Raw genomic sequence first — 18,605 nt, 5'->3', positions numbered from 1 at the left:
CGGACGGGCGGCTGCGCGCCGGGGTGCCAGGGCTGGCCGTGGCGAAGCCGCCGGTTTCCTGCCAGCCGTCGGCGTACCGCCACTCCTCGGCTTCCCAACCCGCTACGGCGTCCCAACCCTCCACGGCACCTCAGCGGCCTTCACCGTCCCGCCAACCCGCGGTGTCCCGGGATCCGGCGGTGTCCCGCCGGCCGGCGCCCGCGGCGAACGGCGCGGCGGTGACGGTGGCACGCGGCCTGCTCGACGACGTGACCGCCGGAGTGTCCGACCTGGCGGCGGGGGCGCGGGACAGGGCACTGTCCGGGCTGACGTCGTACGCGCACCGGATGCCCGCCTACAAGCTGCTCGGTGTCGTCCTCGGCCGGGACGTGCTCACCGGAACCGAGGTGCCGCGCTCCGCGGCAACCCTGGTCGGCGGCTTCCTCGAGCTGGTGCCGCGCGGCCAGGAAATCTTCGAGAACCTGAACCGGTCGGGCGCGCTGGAGCGGGCGTCCGCCTGGTTCGAGGCTGAGGTGCCCAAGCTCGGGCTCAGCTGGGAGGCGATCCGCGCCCTGTTCAGCCGGGCCTGGGACGCGCTCGACATCACCGACCTCGCGGACCCGGCCGGCGCCTGGGCGAAGATCGCCGGCGTCTTCGGGCCGCCGCTGCAGGCCCTGCTCGGCTTCGCCCGCTCGGCGGCCGGCAAGGTGATGGAGTTCGTCTTCGAGGGCGCGCTCGCGCTGGCCGGCGGTGCCGGCGAGCAGGTGATGGCCATCATCCGGCGTGCCGGCGACGTGCTCGGCACGATCGTGAACGACCCGGTGCGTTTCGCGGGCAACCTCGCCGCCGCCGTACGTACGGGCCTGGGGCAGTTCGTCGGCAACATCGGTACGCATCTGCAGTCCGGGCTGCTCGGCTGGCTGACGGGCGCCCTGCGCGGCGCGGTGCGCATACCCGCCCGCCTCGATCTGAACGGCATCGTCTCGGTCGTGCTGGACCTGCTCGGGCTGAGCTGGTCGGCGTTGCGCACCCGGCTGGTCCGGCTGCTCGGCGAGCGGGTCGTGCGCGCGATGGAGACCGCCGTCGACTGGGTGCAGCGGATCATCACCGGTGGGCTCGGTGCCGTCGTCGACAAGATCATGGAATCGGCGACGGGCCTGCTCGACACGGTGCTCGGCGGCATCCGCGACTGGGTGGCCCGCTCCGTGGTCGGCGCCGCCGTCACCCGGCTGATCTCGATGTTCAACCCGGCCGGCGCCGTCATCCAGGCGATCATCGCCGCCTACAACACGGTCCAGTTCTTCATCGAACGGGCCCAGCAGCTCGCCGCCTTCGCCACCTCGGTCTTCGACTCCATCGCCAAGATCGCCGCCGGCTCTATCGGGGACGCCGCGAACGCCGTCGAGCAGGCACTCGCCCGCAGCGTCCCGGTCGTCCTCGGTTTCCTCGCCCGCCTGCTCGGCCTCGGCGACATCGCCGCCCCGGTACGGGACGTCGTCGGCCGTGTCCGCGGCGTCGTCGACGGTGCCCTCGACCGCGTCGCCGACTGGCTCGCCTCGCTGGGCCGGCGCCTCCTCGGCAGGCTCCGTCCGGGGCGCGACGAAGAAACCGGCACGGGCGGGGAAACCGCGGCGGGCGCTGCGAACGGGACGAACATACGGCGGCCGGGTGCCGGCGGGACGATCGCGACCGCCTCGGTGACCGCGGCCGGGCACGCCTACACGGGCCGCGTGGTTGTTGCCGGCGGCCGCCTCGAAGTCAGGGTCCAACGCACCGAGGTGAAGGGCAAGGAGGCCGCCGAGGAGAGCGCAGAAGACACACCGAGCCCGGCGGCGGCGGCCAGACTGCGGGAGGCCGCGAGCGTCATCGGTCAGATCGAAGCCGTGGTCCCGGAACAGCGCGGCGCCGATGCTGACAGCGCCGACGCGGCGCCCGCAGTGGGGCCGGAGCAAGTTGCAAAGGTCCAGAGTGACATCACCTCGGTGATGAGCGGTCCCATATCCGATGCTGCCGTCGCCGATGCCGAGGCTCGGTCGAGGGTCTCGGACCCCGGAGGGGCCCTGCGTGGCGCGGAAGCGACGGATGGGCCGGTCGTCGCCGATACGGCGCCGGCCAAGGGACTCCTCGCGCCGGATACTCGGACGGGAACAGTCTGGGACCAGGTCAGGGGAACTCAGCCGGAGTACCCTGACACCGCGATACCAAGATCTTTCGAGATGGACCTGGGGGCCCAGAAGGTATGGGTGCATCCCAACGCGACAGAGCATCTGTTTGAGTACGCCATTAGTTCCCGGTTGGGGGACAGGGCGCCGCAGCAGCGGAACCTTTCGATGCAGGCGCTGCTCGGCAGCCTTCGGGCCGCGGTGGCCGAGGCTGTGAAGGACGGTGTCCCGCTCAACCGTATGATTTTGGTGGCGGACTGGGAGCTGAAATTCTCCCAGAGGGACGTCGACCCGCTACCTGTTCTGAAGCATGCTCTCCGGCGGAGGTGATTTGATTTCGATGATCCCGGTAGTCGGTGCGGTGGACTGTCAGGGTGTGGCCGTTGAGGTTGATCCGTGGATCCCGCTTACTGTACGCTGGTCCGTTCCGCTGGTGGGAACGGTGATTTATCTAAGAATATCTGGTGATGGTGGCGGTGAAGTCGAAATAAAGGTTGACTCCGGTGTGGGTTGTATTCTCGGGCTTGTTGTCATAGATCTTCCTCCGGTGCGGGAGGATGATGTTAGTTTCGGTATTCCTGCTCAAGGTGGTTGTCGGGCTCCGCTCGTCGATCTCGGAATGTGGGAGTGGAAGAGGACGCCGGACTACACGGAGATCGCAGGCAGCGGTGTCGTGTTCCGGCAGGCGCCGCTGAGACTGGATCAGGGTGACGGCAATGTCTTGCTGAGATTCGCGGACGAGCCGACCGTCGACTCCATCGGGTGCGGCAGCGTGCGGGTGGGGCTTACCGCGGGCGGGTTTCTGGCATCCGTACTCGTCGAAGGCGCCACAGTGTGACTGGCAGGACTGCAGGACGACGGCCTGGCCGGCATCAGCCACGAAAGTCCATCTGATCGCGCCCGATGACTGCACGATCGGGCGAGAGCTGGTGCCCGGGATGGTGCTCCGTTGGACGTTGGCCTCGATCTGCCGGCCGGTGATGATCTGATCATCCGCTGTCAGGTGAGGAGGGCATGGCATGCCGAACTACCGGTCGCCCGGCGTCTACGTTCAGGAGGTCGAGGCGGGGTCCCGGCCGATCGAGGGCGTCGGCACGGCGGTGGCGGCATTCGTCGGCTTCACCGCGCGCGGGCCGCGCAACACCGCGATCCGGCTGGCCAACTGGGGGCAGTACGTCGAGAACTTCGGCGACTTCGTGCCCGGTGCGTACCTGCCGCTGGCGGTCTTCCAGTACTTCAACAACGGCGGTGGGGCCTGCTACGTGGTGAGCGTCGGCTCCGGCGGGGAAGGCGCCGCCGCCGGGCCGGTCGCGGAGCTGACCAGCGCGAGCAGGCCCGGGGTGGGTGTCTACCGGATCGAGGCGGTCGACCCGGATGTGCGCGGCAGCCTCGCCGTGCAGATCACCTCGGCCGGTCGGCCCGCCCAGGAGACGTCCGCCGGCCCTGACGGCGGTGCGTCCGACGGTGGCGGGAGCGCTGAGGCAACCGGGGCGAGCGGCCCGGCGGGAGCCGGCTCCGTCGGCGCGGCCGGGGACGCCGGCCGGCATCTCACCGTCACGGTCATCCGGGACGGTGAGCACGTCGAGGTCTTCGAGGACGTCACCACCCGGCGCGGGCGGCGCAACCTGGCGACCATCGTCAACGAGGGGTCGGAGCTCGTCCGGGTGACCGAGCTCGAAGGCGTCACGGCGCTCGACCGGGCGCCGACGTCCGGTGTGGTGGCGCTGCAGGCGCCCGCACCGTCGCCCGTGCCGCGGGCCGGCGCCGACGACTTCATCGGGAAGGTCGCCGAGCGCACCGGCGTCGCCGGCCTCGCCGCCTGCGACGACGTGACCATGGTGCTGGTGCCGGACCTGTGGTTCGCGTTCCAGCAGCAACAGATCAGCCTGGATGTGGTGCAGGCCGTCCAGCGGGCGGTCATCGACCACTGCGAGAGCGCCGGTGACCGGATGGCCATCCTCGACCCGCCCCCGGGCCTGAACGCCCAGGCGATCCGGGACTGGCGCCGGGAGCAGGCCAACTTCGACTCCAAGTACGCCACCCTGTACTGGCCCTGGGTGTCCGTCTTCGACCCGGTGGAGGGGCGCAGCCGGTTCGTTCCGCCGTCCGGTTCGGCGGCCGGTATCTGGAGCCGCAGCGACGACACCCGCGGCGTGCACAAGGCACCGGCCAACGAGGTGGTGCGCGGTGCCCTCGGGCTGGAGCTGAACATCACCAAGGTGGAGCACGACGAGCTCAACCCGGTGGGTGTCAACGTGATCCGCGCGTTCCCGGGCCGTGGCATCCGGGTGTGGGGGGCGCGCACCCTCTCCTCGGACCCGGCCTGGCGCTATGTCAACGTCCGGCGGCTGTTCAACTACCTGGAGGCGTCGATTCTCGGCGGCACCCAGTGGGCGGTGTTCGAGCCGAACGACCTCGATCTGTGGCAGCGGCTGCGGCGCACGGTGTCGGCCTTCCTGCTCGGCCTCTGGCGGGACGGTGCGCTTTTCGGGGTCACCCCGGACGAGGCCTTCTACGTCAAGTGCGACGAGGAGACGAACCCACCGGGCGTCGTCGACTCCGGCCAGGTGATCATCGAGATCGGGGTCGCGCCGGTGAAGCCGGCCGAGTTCGTCGTGTTCAAGGTCGCCCAGATCACTCTCGGCGCCGAATAGCAAGCCGCCGCAACGGCCACCTGACCACCCGACGAGTTCACCGGAAACCCGGACAGGAGAGACGTCGTGCCCATCGGCGAGGACGCGCTCGGCAACTACGCCTACCAGATCGAGATCGACGGTGTGGCGATCGCCCAGTTCAAGGAGGTCTCCGGGCTCAGTGCGGAGATCCAGGTGATCGAGCACAAGGAGAACAAGAAGGGCGGTATCCCGGTCATCAAGAAACTGCCCGGGGCCCGCAAATGGGGCGACATCCAGCTCAAGCGCGGCAAGACCGATGACCCGGGCTGGTGGAAGTGGATCAAGCAGGTGCAGGAGGGGAAGATCGACGAGGCGCGGAAGAACGGCTCGGTGGTCCTCTACGACTACACCCGCGGTGAGAAGGCCCGTTTCAACTTCATCAACGCCTGGCCGTCCAAGGTGAGCATCGGCAGCCTGCAGGCCGGCGGAAGCGAGATCACCATCGAGGAGGTCACGCTCGTCCACGAAGGCCTGGAGCTGGCGTGACCACAAACGCCGCCGGGCTGGTCACCGAGTTCGCCTTCGCGCTGCCGCGTGGCTATCTGGACGCCGACGGCCAGTTACACCGCGAGGGCGTCATGCGGCTCGCGACGGCGCGGGACGAGATCCTCCCGCTGCGTGATCCGCGGGTGCGGGACAACGAGGCGTACCTGACCGTGCTCCTGCTGTCCCGGGTGATCACCCGCCTCGGATCGCTCACCACGATCACCCCGGCCGTCGTCGAGGGGCTGTTCGCCCCTGATCTCGCGTTCCTGCAGGACCTCTACCGCCGGATCAACCAGGAGGGGCACACCCACGCCGCGGTGAGCTGCCCATCCTGTGAGCACGCCTTCACGGTCGACGTGGCAGGTGGTGCACCGGGGGAATCCTGACGTACGCGGCCGAGGACCTGCTCGAGGAGGTCGCGTACCTGGCCGCCGGCTACCACTGGTCGCTCGCGGACATCCTCGACCTCGAGCATCCCGACCGGCGGTATTTCCTCACCGCGCTGACGAAGCTGACCGACGAATCCGGAGGGCTGGACTAGGCGATGCTGGGTTCGGGCCTGGGCGCATGGCTGCGCCGTCGATCGGATCGCCCCCCGTCGGCCGGTGAGGCCAACGGGGGTTCGCGCGCGGTGGGGGAGACCGCCTCCGATGGCAGCGGCCCGGGCGGTGTTCCGGGAGGAGGCGTGCTGCCGACGCCGGCCGCGTGGCGTTCGCTACCGCCGATCCGGCCCGCCGGCCATCCGGTGACCGCCGATGTCACCGGTTTCACCCGCGGACTCGGCAGCCGCAGCCCGGCCCCGATCGTCCTGCGTGCCCTGGCCCACGGCGTGGACCCGCGTGCGCCGTCCGGAACCTTCCGGCCCAGCCGCATCGGGCCAGCTTCCCCGCCGCCGTCCTCCGCGCCGCGGATCCCCGCGCCGCCGGTCGCCACACCGCCGCCGGCCGCCGACCGTTCCGCGGTCGCCCGATCGGCGGGCGAGTCGGCCGGCAGGTCGGTTGTCGGATCGAGCGCCGGGGCGCTGCCGTCGGCCGGTCAGGCCTCGCCCGGCTGGCGGCGCCGGCGGCTTGCCCGGTCGGTGGGTGACCTTTCGCCGGCCGGCGCCCCGCCATCACCGACCGCACCTTCCGCACCTTCCGCACCTTCCGCACCTGATCGGGATCGAAAGTCCGGCGAGGCGGCTGCGGGCGGCCCGATGTCAGATGATGCGATTCCGCTCGCCGCCGCTCCGCTCGCCGCGGCTCCGATGCCGGTGTCTGTACCTGTGCCTGCTGTACCTGCTGGTCCCACACCGCCGCCCCGCCGGCTGGTTGCGAGCTCCGGACCGCTACAGTCCATGCGCCTTGCCGCCGAACTGCCGCCGCCGATGGTCCGCGTGCTGCGCCGGCCGCAGCCAGGCACCGTGGCGGACGGGGACATCACCGGTGCCGGCGCGCGCACTCCGCAGCCGCGGGACGGTGTGACCGCCGAGAACGACGGCCTGCCATCAGACGGGCCTCGCAGTGGCGGGGGCGACTCCGGACTCGGAGATCACGGCAGTGACGCCGGCGGACGGCCGCCCACGCCCGTGGCGCGAGCGGCTACGAACCCGCTGCCACCGTCGGCGGCCAGCACGGAGGCGGCGCCGTCCGGCGTCGGATCGCCGGACTCGCTTCCTGGGCTCCGTGGCCTCGGTGTCCCGATCGGACCGGCGCGGGCTGATCTTCCACGGCGGGGTCGTGTCATCGAGACTCCGTCGGTCGCCCGTTCCGCAGCGGAGACGGCGCCCGGCGGCCGTCCGGCTGGCCGCCGGGCCGGCCTCGGCCTGCCGGTCTCGCGCCGCCCCGTCGTCGACCCCGGAAGCAACGACTCCGGAAGCAACGACTCCGGAAGCGACGGCTCTGGAGGCGACGGCCCCGGAAACGAGGGTCCGGGAGGCGGTGGCGCTGGCAGGTCTGATTCTGGAGACGGTGGGCGGCAGGCCGGCGCTCCTTCGCCGTCGGGGCTGACCGCAACGCCCGGAGGAGCGGCGCCCACGCAGAGCGCAAGCGGCACGTCCGCCGTGTGGCGGGCCGGGCTCCCGGAGCAGCAGCTCCCGTCACCGCCCTCGCAGCCACCCGCCAGGTCGGCGCCACCGGTGAGCCGGGCAGCGCGTTCCGCAGACGTCGACCCGTCCGCGGCACCCCTGTTCCCGGCCACATCCACACCGGAATCGGTGGGACGACCGCCGGCATCGTCCGTGTCGGCGGAACTGGACGTTCCACCGCAGGCAGGCGTCGCACCGTCGTTGGACGTCCCGGCTGTGCCGCCCCCGGACACTCCGGTGTTCTGGAATGCTCCGCCGATTCCTCTGGCTATCCCAGCCGTGCCGGGGGCGCCGGCGGTGTCCGATGGCAGGGCGTCGTCCGATGGCAGGGAGTCGTCCGATGGCTGGGAGTCGTCCGATGGCTGGGCGTTGTCGGAGGGGCGGGCGGCTTCGAGCGCGCCGGCGGACCTGACGGGAATGGCTGGCAGGGCCACTGCCGGGACGCCGCAGCGAGCCACGACCTCGTCGAAGGACCGTCCGGTGGCACGCGTCGTCCAGCCTCCGCTGGCCGGCCCGGTCCCGCTGGTTCCGCGCGTCCAGCGGGTGACTCGTGTCGCGGCGCGGGCTGATACCGGTGTCTCCGATCCGCCCCGCTCTGGCGGCCCAGCCGACACGGTGTGGTCTGCGCCGGCCGAGCTCGATGGTGGCCCTGGCGCGTCGCCTGCGTTCGGATGGGGGAGTGCTGCCTCCGCAGGGTCCGCATCGGACGGTGCCGACGGTGCCGGCCGAACGCCACCCGTGATCGTTCCGGCGTGGGGGCGCCCGCCTGGGTCCGCACAGGCGCCTGCCCCGTTGTCGGCACGGTCCGTGGCACGACTTGCGGGGGTGGCATCGGATCCGGTCGGGACGGCGCATCAGCCCCTCCAGCGTCAGCCGCTCCCAGCGCTCCAGCCCTTCCCAGCGCTCCAGCCACCCCGGTCGCTCCACCCGGAGCAGATCGCCGTGTCGCGGGAGCCCGAGTCGGCCGCCGGCGCATCCCTGCCGCCGGCGGCCGCGCCCTCGACCCTGGTCACCAGGTTCAGCGCATCCACGCCGAGCGTGGCCAGGGTGACGGCGGACGAGCAGCAGGCAGCCTCGGAGCCTGTCGGCACCGGCACCGGCACCGGCACCGGAGCCGGAGCCGGAACCGGGGCGGCGGGCGCCACAGGCGGGACGGGGACCGGGAGCGGGAGCGGTGACGGCGGTCGGATTCCGGATGCCGAGGTCGCCGGGCTCGCGGAACGGATCTATGAATACCTTGCCCGCCGGTTGCGCGCCGAGCTGCTCGCCGACCGGGAACGTCGCGGCCTGTTGGCGGACCCGCTGTGAACGCCGCGTCGTCGTCACTGCCGCAGAGGGGGACTCCGATGCCCATACCGGCCAGACCCGTACCGGCCAAACCCCGGCCATCCAGGCCCGGGCCGGCCAACGGGCTGCGTTTCGACGTGACCATCGGCGCGTTCGAGCTCGGTGCCTTCACCGCGATCGAGGGCCTGGACGCCAGCTACGAGGTCAAGACCTACGACGAGGGCGGCCAGAACGGCTTCCAGCATCAGCTCCTCGGCCGCGTCCACTACCAGAACGTCAAGCTGACCCGGCCGATCGACGCGGACAGCCGCAACCTCAGCGGCTGGTTCAGCACCTTCGCGCGGGAGGGCGACGGAAAGGAGACGACGGCGACGATCACCGCGTTCGACGACAACCTGCGCCGGATCGCCGAGTGGACGATGGTCGGGGTGTGCCCGGTCCGCTATTCGGGGCCGCGTTTCTCCAGCGCCGACGCGAAGGTGGCGACGGAGACCCTGGAGTTCGCCCACCAGGGGTTCCGGGCACAGTGGCCGGGCCGGTGATCGGGCGGTGAGCCCGGCGCGCGGGAGTTTCGTCAGGGCCCGGTTGTGCGAGCAGGACAACCAGAACACGCGGGTTACCTTCCATTTCAACCCGTCCACGATCAAGATCGCGAAACGCGCGGAGTACCGGGAACAGCCCACACAGGCGGCCCGGGAGTCGCCCCGTCCGGCCTTCCTCGGTGCCCGGGCCGTCGATCTCCAGTTCAGCCTCCTGCTCGACGCGGGCCGCGGGCAGGACCGATCGGTGATGGCCGAGATCCAGCAGCTGCTGGAGTGGACGAACCCGACCAGGGACTCACGTGAGGGGACGTCACCGAGCCCACCGGTGCTGATGTTCACCTGGGGTGAGTTCAAGCTCGGCCCGAGCGGCCAGTTCGTCGGCCTGCTCACCAGCGTCGACGCGACCTGCAACCTGTTCGCGCCGAGCGGGGCGCCCACCAGGGCCGAGGTGGCACTGGCGATGAAGGCCGCACCGGAGGAACCGAAAGGGACCAACCCGACCTCGGGCGGGGTGAGCGCGCGCCGGGCACACCGGGTGATCGGCGGTGAGACCCTGGCCGGCATCGCGTACCGCACCTACGGCGACGCCGGTTGTTGGCGGGCGATCGCGGAGCTCAACGGCCTCGACGATCCGACCCGGCTGACCCCCGGCGCCCGACTACTGCTGCCGGATCGCGCCGACCTCACGCCCGGGCCGGGCGGGCGGGGTGGTCGGTGATGGCGGCGGAGACCTACGGGGCGCTGCCCGTTCTCTACCTCGACTCGGCCAGGGTGCCGTCCGCGGTCAGCACCGCGATCCGCCGGGTGGTCATCGACAGCGATCTCGCCGCGCCGGATGCCTGCCGGGTGGTCCTCGACGATCCGGGCCGTGAGCTGCTCACCGTCGGCGGGTTCGACTTCCACAAGACGCTGCGGGTCACCGCGCCGCCGGCAGCCGACCCGACGGGCGCCGCGGCCGAGACGACCCTGTTCGAGGGGCACGTCTACAGCCTCGGGATCTCCTACGACGAGCTCGGGTCACACACCGTGATCGTCGCGTTCGACAGCTCCTACGCGTTGTTCAACGGTGTCCACACCGCGACCTACCACAACGTCACCGACTCCGATCTCGTCACCATGATCGCGGGGAAGGCCGGGATCAGGACCGGGACGATCGCGGCCACCTCTGTCGTGCACGACCACGTCGGGCAGATCAGCGAGACGTACTGGGATTTCCTCACCCGGCGAGCCCGTGAGATCGGCTACGTGCTGCGGGTCCGCGGGAACCGGCTCGAGTTCGACCGGCCGGCCCCGGCCGACGAGGCACCGGGTCCTGGCGGCTTCGACAGCCGGGACCATCTGCAGCTGACTCCGGGTGGTGATCTGGAGGTGTTCACCGCCCGGGTGACCGCGGCCCAGCAGGTCATCGAGGCGGAGGTCCGCGGCTGGGACGACCGGGCCAAGCAGGAGGTGGTGGCGACGGCCCGGGCTCAGACCAGCTCGGCGCAGCTCCCCGACGAGCCGGCGACGCTCGGCGCCGGGAATGCCAACGCCCGCTTCACCGCCGCGGCGAGGCCGCTGGCGACCCAGGCGGAATGCGACGCGATGGTCGCCGCGCTCGCCGAGCGGATCGCCAGCACCTCGGCGGCCGCGGAGGGGGTGGCCCACGGCGATCCGCGCATTCTCGCCGGTGTGGCGCTCAGCGTCGGGCGCACCGGTGGCCGTTTCGATGGGAAGCTCACGGTCTCGCACGCCGAGCATGTCTTCGACCATTCCGGCTACCGCACCCGTTTCACCGTCGCGGGCGGGCATGACCGTTCGCTGCTCGGCCTGGTCGCGGCGGCGGGCGGTGCGCGAGGAGGCACCCCGACGATCCCCGGGGTGGTGCCGGGCATCGTCTCCAACATCAACGATCCGGAGGCGCGGGGCCGGGTCCGGGTCCGCCTGCCCTGGTTGTCCGCCGAGTACGAGACGTACTGGGCGCGGGTCGCGTTCGCCGGCGCCGGCCCGGACCGCGGCCTGCTCATCCCGCCGGAGGTCGACGACGAGGTGCTGGTCGCCTTCGAGCAGGGCGATCCCCGTCGCCCCTTCGTCCTCGCCGGCCTGTACAACGGGGTGGACGCACCGCCGTTCGACGGTGGGGTCGACACCGCCACGGGCCTGGCCGTGCGCCGCGGGCTGCGGACCCGCCAGGGTCACGAAATCATGATCAGTGATGCGGATGGTGACGAGCACGTCGAGATCCGCACCCGGGACGGCCGGGTCCGGATTCATCTCGACCACGACGCCGGTGGGCTGACCATCGAGACGGATTCCGACGTGGAGATCCGGGCCGGTGGGAATCTGCGGATGACCGCCGACCAGGATCTGGAGATCTCCGCGGGGGGATCCGTGTCGCTGTCGGGGGACGGCGGCGTCACGGTGACCAGCAGCGCCGACGTCACGGTGCAGGGCTCCCAGATCAAGTTGAACTGACCGCGCGGGCCACGGGCGGCAGGCGAGATGGACGAATCCGAGATCGGCGTGAGGGAGGTGACTCGGTGAGCGCTCCCGTCGTCCTCGCCGGGGACAAGATCACCGGTGTGTGCGCGATCCACCAGATACCGGGGCCCGCCGGTGCCCCGATCCCCTCACCGGCGCCGCTGCCGTTCTCGGCGCCGTTGACCATCGGTCTTTCCACCACCGTGTTCGTCGGTGGGCAGCCGGTGGCGCTGGAGTCGTCAACCGGCACGAACACGCCCCCGCATGCCGGCCTGCACGTCTCCGATCCCTACCTCGTACCGGCCGCGCAGCAGGGACGGGTGCTCTCCGGCAGCGGCACGGTCCGCGTCGAGGGGCGCGGGGTGGCCTACTCCGGCTGCCCGGTCACCCAGTGTGCGCAGATGACGGCGATGATCGTCGGTTCGGGCACGACGGTGCTGGTGGGCCCATGACGGTGCAGCCGACGGGCCCCGCGGCGGGTGGTTTTCTCGGAGCCGGGTGGCGTTGGCCGGTGGCGGTCGACCCGGCCGGCGCCTTCGCGATGACGACGGGCGCCGCCGAGGTGGAGCAGGCCATGTACCTGATCCTCAGCACCACGCCGGGAGAACGGCCGATGCGCCCGGAGTTCGGGTGCCCGCTCGCCGACCACGTGTTCGCGCCGGCCGACGCGAACACCGCCGGCCTGGTCGCCTACGAGGTGCAGCGCTCGCTCACCCGGTGGGAGCCGCGGGTCGAGGTCCTCGAGGTCGTGGTCACACCGGACGTCGCCGCGTCGACGCTGTGGATCGACATCGCCTACCGGATCCGCGACGACTACGACCGGCGCAACCTCGTCGTCCCGTTCTACGTGATCCCCGACGACGAGGCGGAGGCCCTCCGATGACCCTGCCGGCACCGAACCTCGACGACCGCACCTTCCAGCAGCTCGTCGACGACGCCAAGCGCTTCATCGCCGATCGCTGCCCGACGTGGACGAACCACAACGTCAGCGACCCGGGCATCACCCTCGTCGAGACCTTCGCCTGGATGACCGACCTGATGCTCTACCGCCTCAACCGGGTCCCCGAGCGCAACTACCTGCGCTTCCTGGACCTCGTCGGGGTCCGGCTGTTCCCACCGGTCGCCGCGCGGGCCGAGGTGTCGTTCCGGCTGTCCGCGCCGCAGGACGCCACGGTGCGCATCCCGAAGGGGACGGTCGTCTCCACCCGGCGGACCGCCACCGAGCCGGCCATCGAGTTCACCACGATGGCCGACCTCGACGTGGTGCCCGCCCGCTCGGTACGGGTCGGGTCCGTCATCGACGGCCAGACGCTGCGTGATCACACCGACGAGCTTGGTCTGGGCGCCGGATTCACCTGTTTCGACCGGCATCCGAAGCCTGGTGACGCGCTGTACATCGGCTTCGACCGGCCGGCCCCGTCGCTGATCGTCCTGCTGCGCTTCACCTGCACGGTCAGCGGGCACGGCATCGACCCGGACAACCCGCCGCTGCGCTGGGAGGCCTGGGACGGCGAGCGGTGGCGTCGGTGCCCGCAGGAACAGGACACCACCAACGGCCTGAACACCTCCGGTGTGATCGAACTCCATCTGCCCCGCGGGCACGCCGTCCGGGACATCGGCGGCCGGTCCGCGGCCTGGGTGCGCTGCCGGGTCGTCGAGCGCCGAGGCGTGCGCGGCTACCGGGATTCACCGAAGATCGTGTCGGTGACCGGCGTGGCCGTCGGTGGCGATGTCGATGCCGTGCACGGGGCGCAGGTACCCGGTGAGATCCTCGGGCTCGCCGAAGGGGTGGCCGGGCAGGCGTTCACCCTGAGTCAGGCGCCGGTGCCGACGACCTCGGAGCCGATCGTCGTCGAGGTCGGTGCCGCCCGGCTGGCCCCGGGCGATGCTCCCGAGGCGCTGCCCGAGCCCGCACCGGAGCTCGAATGGACGGTGTGGGAGGCCGTCGAGTCGTTCGCGGCCAGCGGCCCCGCCGACCGCCACGTCACCGTGGATCCGACCTCCGGGGAGATCCGCTTCGGGCCGCTGGTCCGGCTGGACGACGGCACCGTGCGCACGTTCGGCGCGGTACCGGCGAAGGGCGCCACCGTGCGGGTTCGTCCCTACCAGACCGGCGGCGGGCGCGACGGCAACGTGGTGGCCAGGTCGCTCAACACCCTGCGTACCTCCATCCCCTACGTCGCGGCGGTCTACAACCGGGAGCCGGCCACCGGCGGCCAGGACGGGGAGACCGTGGAGGAGGCCAGGGTCCGCGGCCCGCTGACACTGCGTCACCGTGACCGCGCGGTGACCACGGAGGACTACGAGATCCTCGCCCGCCAGGCCGCCCCGGAGATCGCCCGGGCCCGCTGCGTCGTCGACGAGTCCGGCGAGAACGCGGGTGTGGTGCGCGTGCTGCTCGTCCCGCGGGTCGCCGACGTCGCCGCCGACGGCCAGCTCGACCCCACCGGCCTCCTCGTCTCGGACCGCACCGGTGAGGCGGTGCGCCGCTACCTCGACGCCCGCCGGGTCATCGGGGTGCGCCTCGTCGTGGAACCCCCGATCTACCTGGGCTTCACCGTCGGTGCCCGGGTGCGGGCCACCGCCACGGCGGCCCCCGAGCGGGTGCGGGACGAGGCGCTTCGCCTGCTGCACCGACGGATGCACCCGGTCACCGGAGGGCCGGACGGCACCGGGTGGCCCTTCGGCCGGGCGGTCACCATCGGCGACATCCACGGCGTGCTCCAGGCGGTGCCCGGTGTCGCCTACCTGGAGGAGGTCCGGCTCTACCGGGCCAACCCGATCGCCCGGGCCAACTCGCCGGCCGCGGAGCAGCGGCCCGTCCGCACGGAGCGGATCGATGTTCCGGCGAACGGCCTGGTGATCGGTTTCGAACACCAGGTGGATGTCATCCGATGAGGCAGGCCGTCGATCTGCCGACGCCGTTCCCCCTGGCCCGCGGAGTGCCGGGGGTGCTGCTCGACGCCGGTGCGCTCGGGGATCTGCTCGCCGCGTTCGACCAGGTGCTCGCACCGGCACTGGCCACGATCGACAACATCGACGCCTACCTCGACCCGGATCTGACCCCGGCGGACTTCCTCGGCTGGCTTGCCGGCTGGCTCGGCATCGCGCTGGACGACCGGTGGCCACCGGAACACGTCCGACGGGTGCTGCGGCACACCCCGGAGCTGCTGCGCTGGCGGGGCACCGTGCGCGGGGTGCTCGCCGCGGTCAGGGTGCTGGCCGAGGTGGAGGCCGAGGTCATCGACAGTGGAGGGGCGCAGTGGTCGCCGCGCCCGTACGGGATCCCGCCGGGCAGCCGGGCGCCGCTGCTGCGGGTGCGGGTGCCGCGCGACGCCGACCTTCGTGCGGTGGAGGCGGCGGTGCGCGGTGCGAAACCCGCGCACGTCCCGCACCGGATCGAGACAGGCTGACGCCGCTGGTCACCGACCGTCGCCGACGCCGGGACCGACGCTGACGCCCAGCTCGGCGAGCATCGAGCGGTAACGGGCCTCGGCCAGCGCGGCCGCGGCCGGTTGCCCGCCTGCGCGCAGCGCGAGTGCCAGCACCTGCCAGAGCCCGTCCCGGTACCGGTCGACGTCGAGCCCGCGCTCGGCGTGCCGAGCGGCCTCCGCGTGCCGGCCGGCCTCGGTGAGGAGTCGGCTGACCCGCTCGCAGGCGGTGGCAAGCACGACGCGAAGACGTTCCCTCTCCGTCAGCAACCAGTCCGCCGGCCGGCCGGCGGGAAGCAGCTCCCCGCTGTGGCGCTCGATCGCCGCCATCAGGTGGTCGGCCTCGGCGTCGCGGTCGCCGCGCCCGCGGGCTCCGTCCGCCGCGCTCAGCAGCTGCCCGAACCGGAGAAGATCATGGTCGGCGCGGTCGGCGACGACCAGCAGGTACCCCTGGCCCGTGCGGCGCAGCAGCCGGCGCTGTTCCCGCGGCACCTCCGGCTCCAGCAGGCCGCGCAGCGCGCTGATGGCCACCTGCAGGCTGTGGTTGGCCCGGCTGGGTGACGCGTCCGGCCAGATCAGCTCGGTGAGCCGGTCCCGGGGTACGGCATGGTCCGAATGGACCGCGAGGATGTGGAGAAGCTCGAGGTTGCGTGGCTGAACCCCGTCGAGGCTGATCGCTGTGCCATTTCGGCTGATCTCGAAGCCGCCCAGGCAACGGATGGTCAGCCGGCCCGCCTCGGCGGTCTGGGTGGTCGGCGGCCCGGGCTCGTCCGTGGCGCGCTCGTCCGCGGCTGGCCGCTCGGTGGCTGGCTGGTTGCTGGCAGGCCGGTTGCTGGCAGGCCGGTCGGCGGTCGAGTTCGTCGCGGGCGTCGGCGGGCTGGTGGCCGGGCTGGTGGCCGGGCGCACGACGGTGGCGGGGTGCCCCCGCGCTCGTCGTGCACCCCGGTGAGCCGGCGGAGCAGGTGGCCGATGCCGGCGTCGGCCGCGATCCGGGCGGCCGTCTCGTCCGCGGAGGCGCGACCGGGCCCGTCGGGCGGGTGACCGACGCCGCGGGATGGTGCGCAGCCGGCCAGCGCGAGCGCGTACGGGGCTGGGCCGAGGCGGGCCGCCGCCCGCAGGATCCGCGCCGTCTCCCGTTCAGGCAGCGCTGTTCCGGTGTGGCGCCCCGCGATCAGTCTGAGAACGCGAGCCCAGGTGGCCAGTGCCGGCGCGGAGAGCTCGTCGAAGTCCCGCGCGGCGGTCTCCAACGTCGCCGCCGCCTGCTGGGTGGCCCAGAAGCCGATCGGCATGGCCCCCGTGCGGGCCTGCGCCGTTTCACCGAGCGCGCTGAGCCCACCGAGCCTGCCGATGGTCGGGTGGTGCGCCGAGGCCGCCAGGGTGAGGGAGGCAAGGGCCTCCTCGCTCCCCGTGTCGACCTCGTCGCCGGCGCTGGGAGGCACGGTCAGCGTGACGAGCGCCCCGATCAGGCGGAGTATCACTGAACCCCACTGGTCATCGGCGACCTCGGCAGCGTTGAGCAGGTGCAGGACGCGGCGGTGCCCGGTAGGCAGGCGCATCGCCCGGATACCGGTCGCGACCCGCAGGAAGGCCGGATAGCCGAGCCGCTCGGCGGCTGCCATCGCAGCCTCCACGACGTCGTCCGGCGTCCTGCCTCCGCGGCCGTCCGGCAGGACTCGTTCGTCCGCCATGAGCAGTGCACAGGCGGCGCTGCCGATCGCGGCTACAGCCTCGACGACCGGGCCCCCGTCGGCTCCGCCGGCTCCACCTGCTCCACCGGCCCCGTCGGCTCCGTCGGTGATCAGGCCGAACCGGCGGCGGGCCAGCGGGATCCTGCCGCCGACGAAGGCGGCGATCCCGCTGGCGAGCAGGGCGTGCGGGCTGTCGGCCGGACTGTCGATGTGGGCGCTGGGATCGGCCAGCACCTTCCGGATGATCCCGCTCCAGCTCGTCGTCCGCCGCAGGGCCGGATGGCGCCAGTCGTCGAGGCCGGCCTGCTCCCGGGCGACCCAGACGGGGGCCTGCGGGCCGAAGGCGGCGACGGCGCCCCGGTAGGCGTCGGCCGCGGCATCCAGTGATCCGTTCGCGGTGAGCCTGCGTGCCACCGCGAGCAGCACCCACGGGTCGGAGTCTCGGATCGACGGCGGAAGCAGCTCGAACCAGTCGGCTGGATCCTCCGCCAGCCGTTCGCCGCCCTGCTCGAGCAGCCGCCGTACCTGTTTCCAGTCGCCGCATCGGCAGTAACACAGCACCGCTTCGCTCAACGCTCCATCACGTTCACACAGTGTGGCCGCCGCGCGGTGTACCTCGTTCGCGCCGGCCTCGCCGAGCTCGTCGACGAGCTGGGCGAGCAGGTGCATCCTCAGGACCTCGTGGTAGCGATAGCTGATCCCGTCATCGTCGACGACGGTGAAAAGCCCGCGGCGTTCCAGGCCGGCGAGCTGGACGTCGCTGCCCGTGCGGCCGAGCAGCTCATCGCAGCGCCTGTCGGTGAGCCGGTCGAAGACACAGGTCCGGATGAGGAATTCCCGCTCCTCCGGGCGGACCGTGTCCAGGACGTGTGTGGTCAGGTACTCCCGGACGACTCTGGCCTTGGCCAGCCCGGAGAGGATTCGGGCCCGATCGCGCTGCGGGCGGCCCGACGTGGCCAGGTGGAACAGCTGTAGCCCGGCGGCCCAGCCGGATGTGCTGCGGGTGAGCGCGGCGACCTCGTCGGGACGAAGCCGGACTCCATGGCAGTCCCGGAACAGCTCCTCGACCTCCCAGACGCGGAACCGCAGCGCGTCCGCGTCAAGCTCCAGGATCCGCCCGGCAAGCCGGAGCCGGTGCAGGTCGAGATCGGGACGCCACCGGGCGGAGACGAGCACCCGCACGTGGGACGGAAGGTAGTCGAGGAAGGTCTGCGCCGCGGCCTCGGCCGGCTGGCCCTGAACGGTATGCAGGTCGTCGAGAACGATCAGCAGATCGCTCCGCAGCCGCTGTTCGAGATCAGTGATCGCCATCTCGATGTCGGTCCAGGGTCGCTCCGCGGCCTGGCCGGCGCGTGTCGTGCCCTCCGCGGAGGAGGCCCGTGCCATCAGGGTGTGCTGTGCCGCCGGGGAGGTCTGTGCCGCCAGGGAGGTCTGTGCCGCTGCCGGCTGGCTTGCGTTCCTGACGGCTGCCTGGAGATGGGCGAGGAACGCACCGCTGGTGCCGATCCGATCATCGAGGGTCAGCCAGGCGGTGGGGTGGCGGAGGTGCTGGGCGATCTCGGCCAGGAGTGTGGACTTCCCCGCTCCGGCCGGAGCGACCACGAGGCCGACGCGGTAGGCCGGCGACTCGGCAAACTCCCTGGTCAGGCGTTCCCGGCGCATTCTCGCGGCTGGCGGTGGACGAAATCGCGCCGGAATGACCCGCGGCGGCGCGCTCTCACGCGTCACAGCGTCCTCCGACGCTGGCCGGGCCTGAACACCGGCCAGCCGTACCTGCACACGCCCATGCTGCGACGCATCGCCCCCCGCGTTCCTTCAGACCGGCGCTTT

15 protein-coding genes are annotated in these 18,605 nt (G+C 72.0%); 13 read left to right on the top strand and 2 right to left on the bottom strand.

Annotated elements, in window-relative coordinates; genetic code table 11:
• The first annotated feature begins 179 nt into the window (after positions 1 to 179).
• From FREUN1FDRAFT_RS39590 to FREUN1FDRAFT_RS08800, 13 genes are all read left to right on the top strand, one after another.
• Entirely contained in the window at positions 180 to 2,471 is a 2,292-nt protein-coding gene (locus tag FREUN1FDRAFT_RS39590) for a hypothetical protein (RefSeq protein WP_157474497.1), read from the top strand.
• A 10-nt stretch (positions 2,472 to 2,481) separates the two neighbouring features.
• On the top strand, positions 2,482 to 2,979 hold the full coding sequence (locus tag FREUN1FDRAFT_RS43610) for a hypothetical protein (protein WP_157474495.1): 498 nt from the start codon (positions 2,482 to 2,484) through the stop codon (positions 2,977 to 2,979).
• 181 nt (positions 2,980 to 3,160) lie between these two features.
• On the top strand, positions 3,161 to 4,795 hold the full coding sequence (locus tag FREUN1FDRAFT_RS08855; RefSeq protein WP_006539664.1) for a phage tail sheath subtilisin-like domain-containing protein: 1,635 nt from the start codon (positions 3,161 to 3,163) through the stop codon (positions 4,793 to 4,795).
• A gap of 66 nt (positions 4,796 to 4,861) precedes the next feature.
• On the top strand, positions 4,862 to 5,302 hold the full coding sequence (locus FREUN1FDRAFT_RS08850; protein WP_006539663.1) for a phage tail protein: 441 nt from the start codon (positions 4,862 to 4,864) through the stop codon (positions 5,300 to 5,302).
• Entirely contained in the window at positions 5,299 to 5,688 is a 390-nt protein-coding gene (locus FREUN1FDRAFT_RS08845) for a hypothetical protein (protein WP_006539662.1), read from the top strand. Before FREUN1FDRAFT_RS08850 ends, FREUN1FDRAFT_RS08845 begins: the two co-directional genes overlap by 4 nt.
• Before the next feature lie 2,621 nt (positions 5,689 to 8,309).
• A complete protein-coding gene (locus FREUN1FDRAFT_RS42920) occupies positions 8,310 to 8,675 on the top strand; it encodes a hypothetical protein (RefSeq protein ID WP_157474493.1) in 366 nt (121 codons plus the stop codon).
• Between the two features lie 38 nt (positions 8,676 to 8,713).
• Positions 8,714 to 9,196 (top strand): phage tail protein, encoded by a 483-nt coding sequence (locus tag FREUN1FDRAFT_RS08830; protein WP_006539660.1) that lies wholly within the window; start codon positions 8,714 to 8,716, stop codon positions 9,194 to 9,196.
• Positions 9,197 to 9,203: 7 nt separating this feature from the next.
• Positions 9,204 to 9,914: a LysM peptidoglycan-binding domain-containing protein gene (locus FREUN1FDRAFT_RS08825; RefSeq protein WP_035950940.1), complete on the top strand. Its 711-nt coding sequence runs from the start codon at positions 9,204 to 9,206 to the stop codon at positions 9,912 to 9,914.
• The gene (locus FREUN1FDRAFT_RS08820; protein WP_006539658.1) at positions 9,914 to 11,650 is read left to right on the top strand and encodes a VgrG-related protein; all 1,737 of its coding nucleotides are present in this window, start codon (positions 9,914 to 9,916) and stop codon (positions 11,648 to 11,650) included. The genes FREUN1FDRAFT_RS08825 and FREUN1FDRAFT_RS08820 overlap by 1 nt, the downstream gene beginning before the upstream one ends.
• A 65-nt stretch (positions 11,651 to 11,715) precedes the next feature.
• Positions 11,716 to 12,108 (top strand): PAAR domain-containing protein, encoded by a 393-nt coding sequence (locus FREUN1FDRAFT_RS08815; protein ID WP_006539657.1) that lies wholly within the window; start codon positions 11,716 to 11,718, stop codon positions 12,106 to 12,108.
• Entirely contained in the window at positions 12,105 to 12,539 is a 435-nt protein-coding gene (locus FREUN1FDRAFT_RS08810; protein WP_006539656.1) for a GPW/gp25 family protein, read from the top strand. Before FREUN1FDRAFT_RS08815 ends, FREUN1FDRAFT_RS08810 begins: the two co-directional genes overlap by 4 nt.
• Positions 12,536 to 14,554: a putative baseplate assembly protein gene (locus FREUN1FDRAFT_RS08805; protein WP_006539655.1), complete on the top strand. Its 2,019-nt coding sequence runs from the start codon at positions 12,536 to 12,538 to the stop codon at positions 14,552 to 14,554. The genes FREUN1FDRAFT_RS08810 and FREUN1FDRAFT_RS08805 overlap by 4 nt, the downstream gene beginning before the upstream one ends.
• Positions 14,551 to 15,069, top strand: a complete 519-nt coding sequence (locus FREUN1FDRAFT_RS08800) for a phage tail protein (protein WP_006539654.1) — start codon at positions 14,551 to 14,553, stop codon at positions 15,067 to 15,069. Before FREUN1FDRAFT_RS08805 ends, FREUN1FDRAFT_RS08800 begins: the two co-directional genes overlap by 4 nt.
• A 9-nt stretch (positions 15,070 to 15,078) precedes the next feature.
• Here the strand turns inward: FREUN1FDRAFT_RS08800 and FREUN1FDRAFT_RS45040 are convergent, their stop codons facing one another.
• Positions 15,079 to 15,717: a BTAD domain-containing putative transcriptional regulator gene (locus FREUN1FDRAFT_RS45040; protein ID WP_232295112.1), complete on the bottom strand. Its 639-nt coding sequence runs from the start codon at positions 15,715 to 15,717 to the stop codon at positions 15,079 to 15,081.
• A gap of 92 nt (positions 15,718 to 15,809) precedes the next feature.
• On the bottom strand, positions 15,810 to 18,503 hold the full coding sequence (locus FREUN1FDRAFT_RS46070; RefSeq protein ID WP_006539652.1) for an AAA family ATPase: 2,694 nt from the start codon (positions 18,501 to 18,503) through the stop codon (positions 15,810 to 15,812).
• Positions 18,504 to 18,605: the final 102 nt, after the last annotated feature.

It is taken from the genome of Parafrankia sp. EUN1f (assembly GCF_000177675.1).
In the GTDB taxonomy this organism is placed as follows: domain Bacteria; phylum Actinomycetota; class Actinomycetes; order Frankiales; family Frankiaceae; genus Parafrankia.
This window is presented reverse-complemented; position numbering and strand designations above follow the sequence as displayed.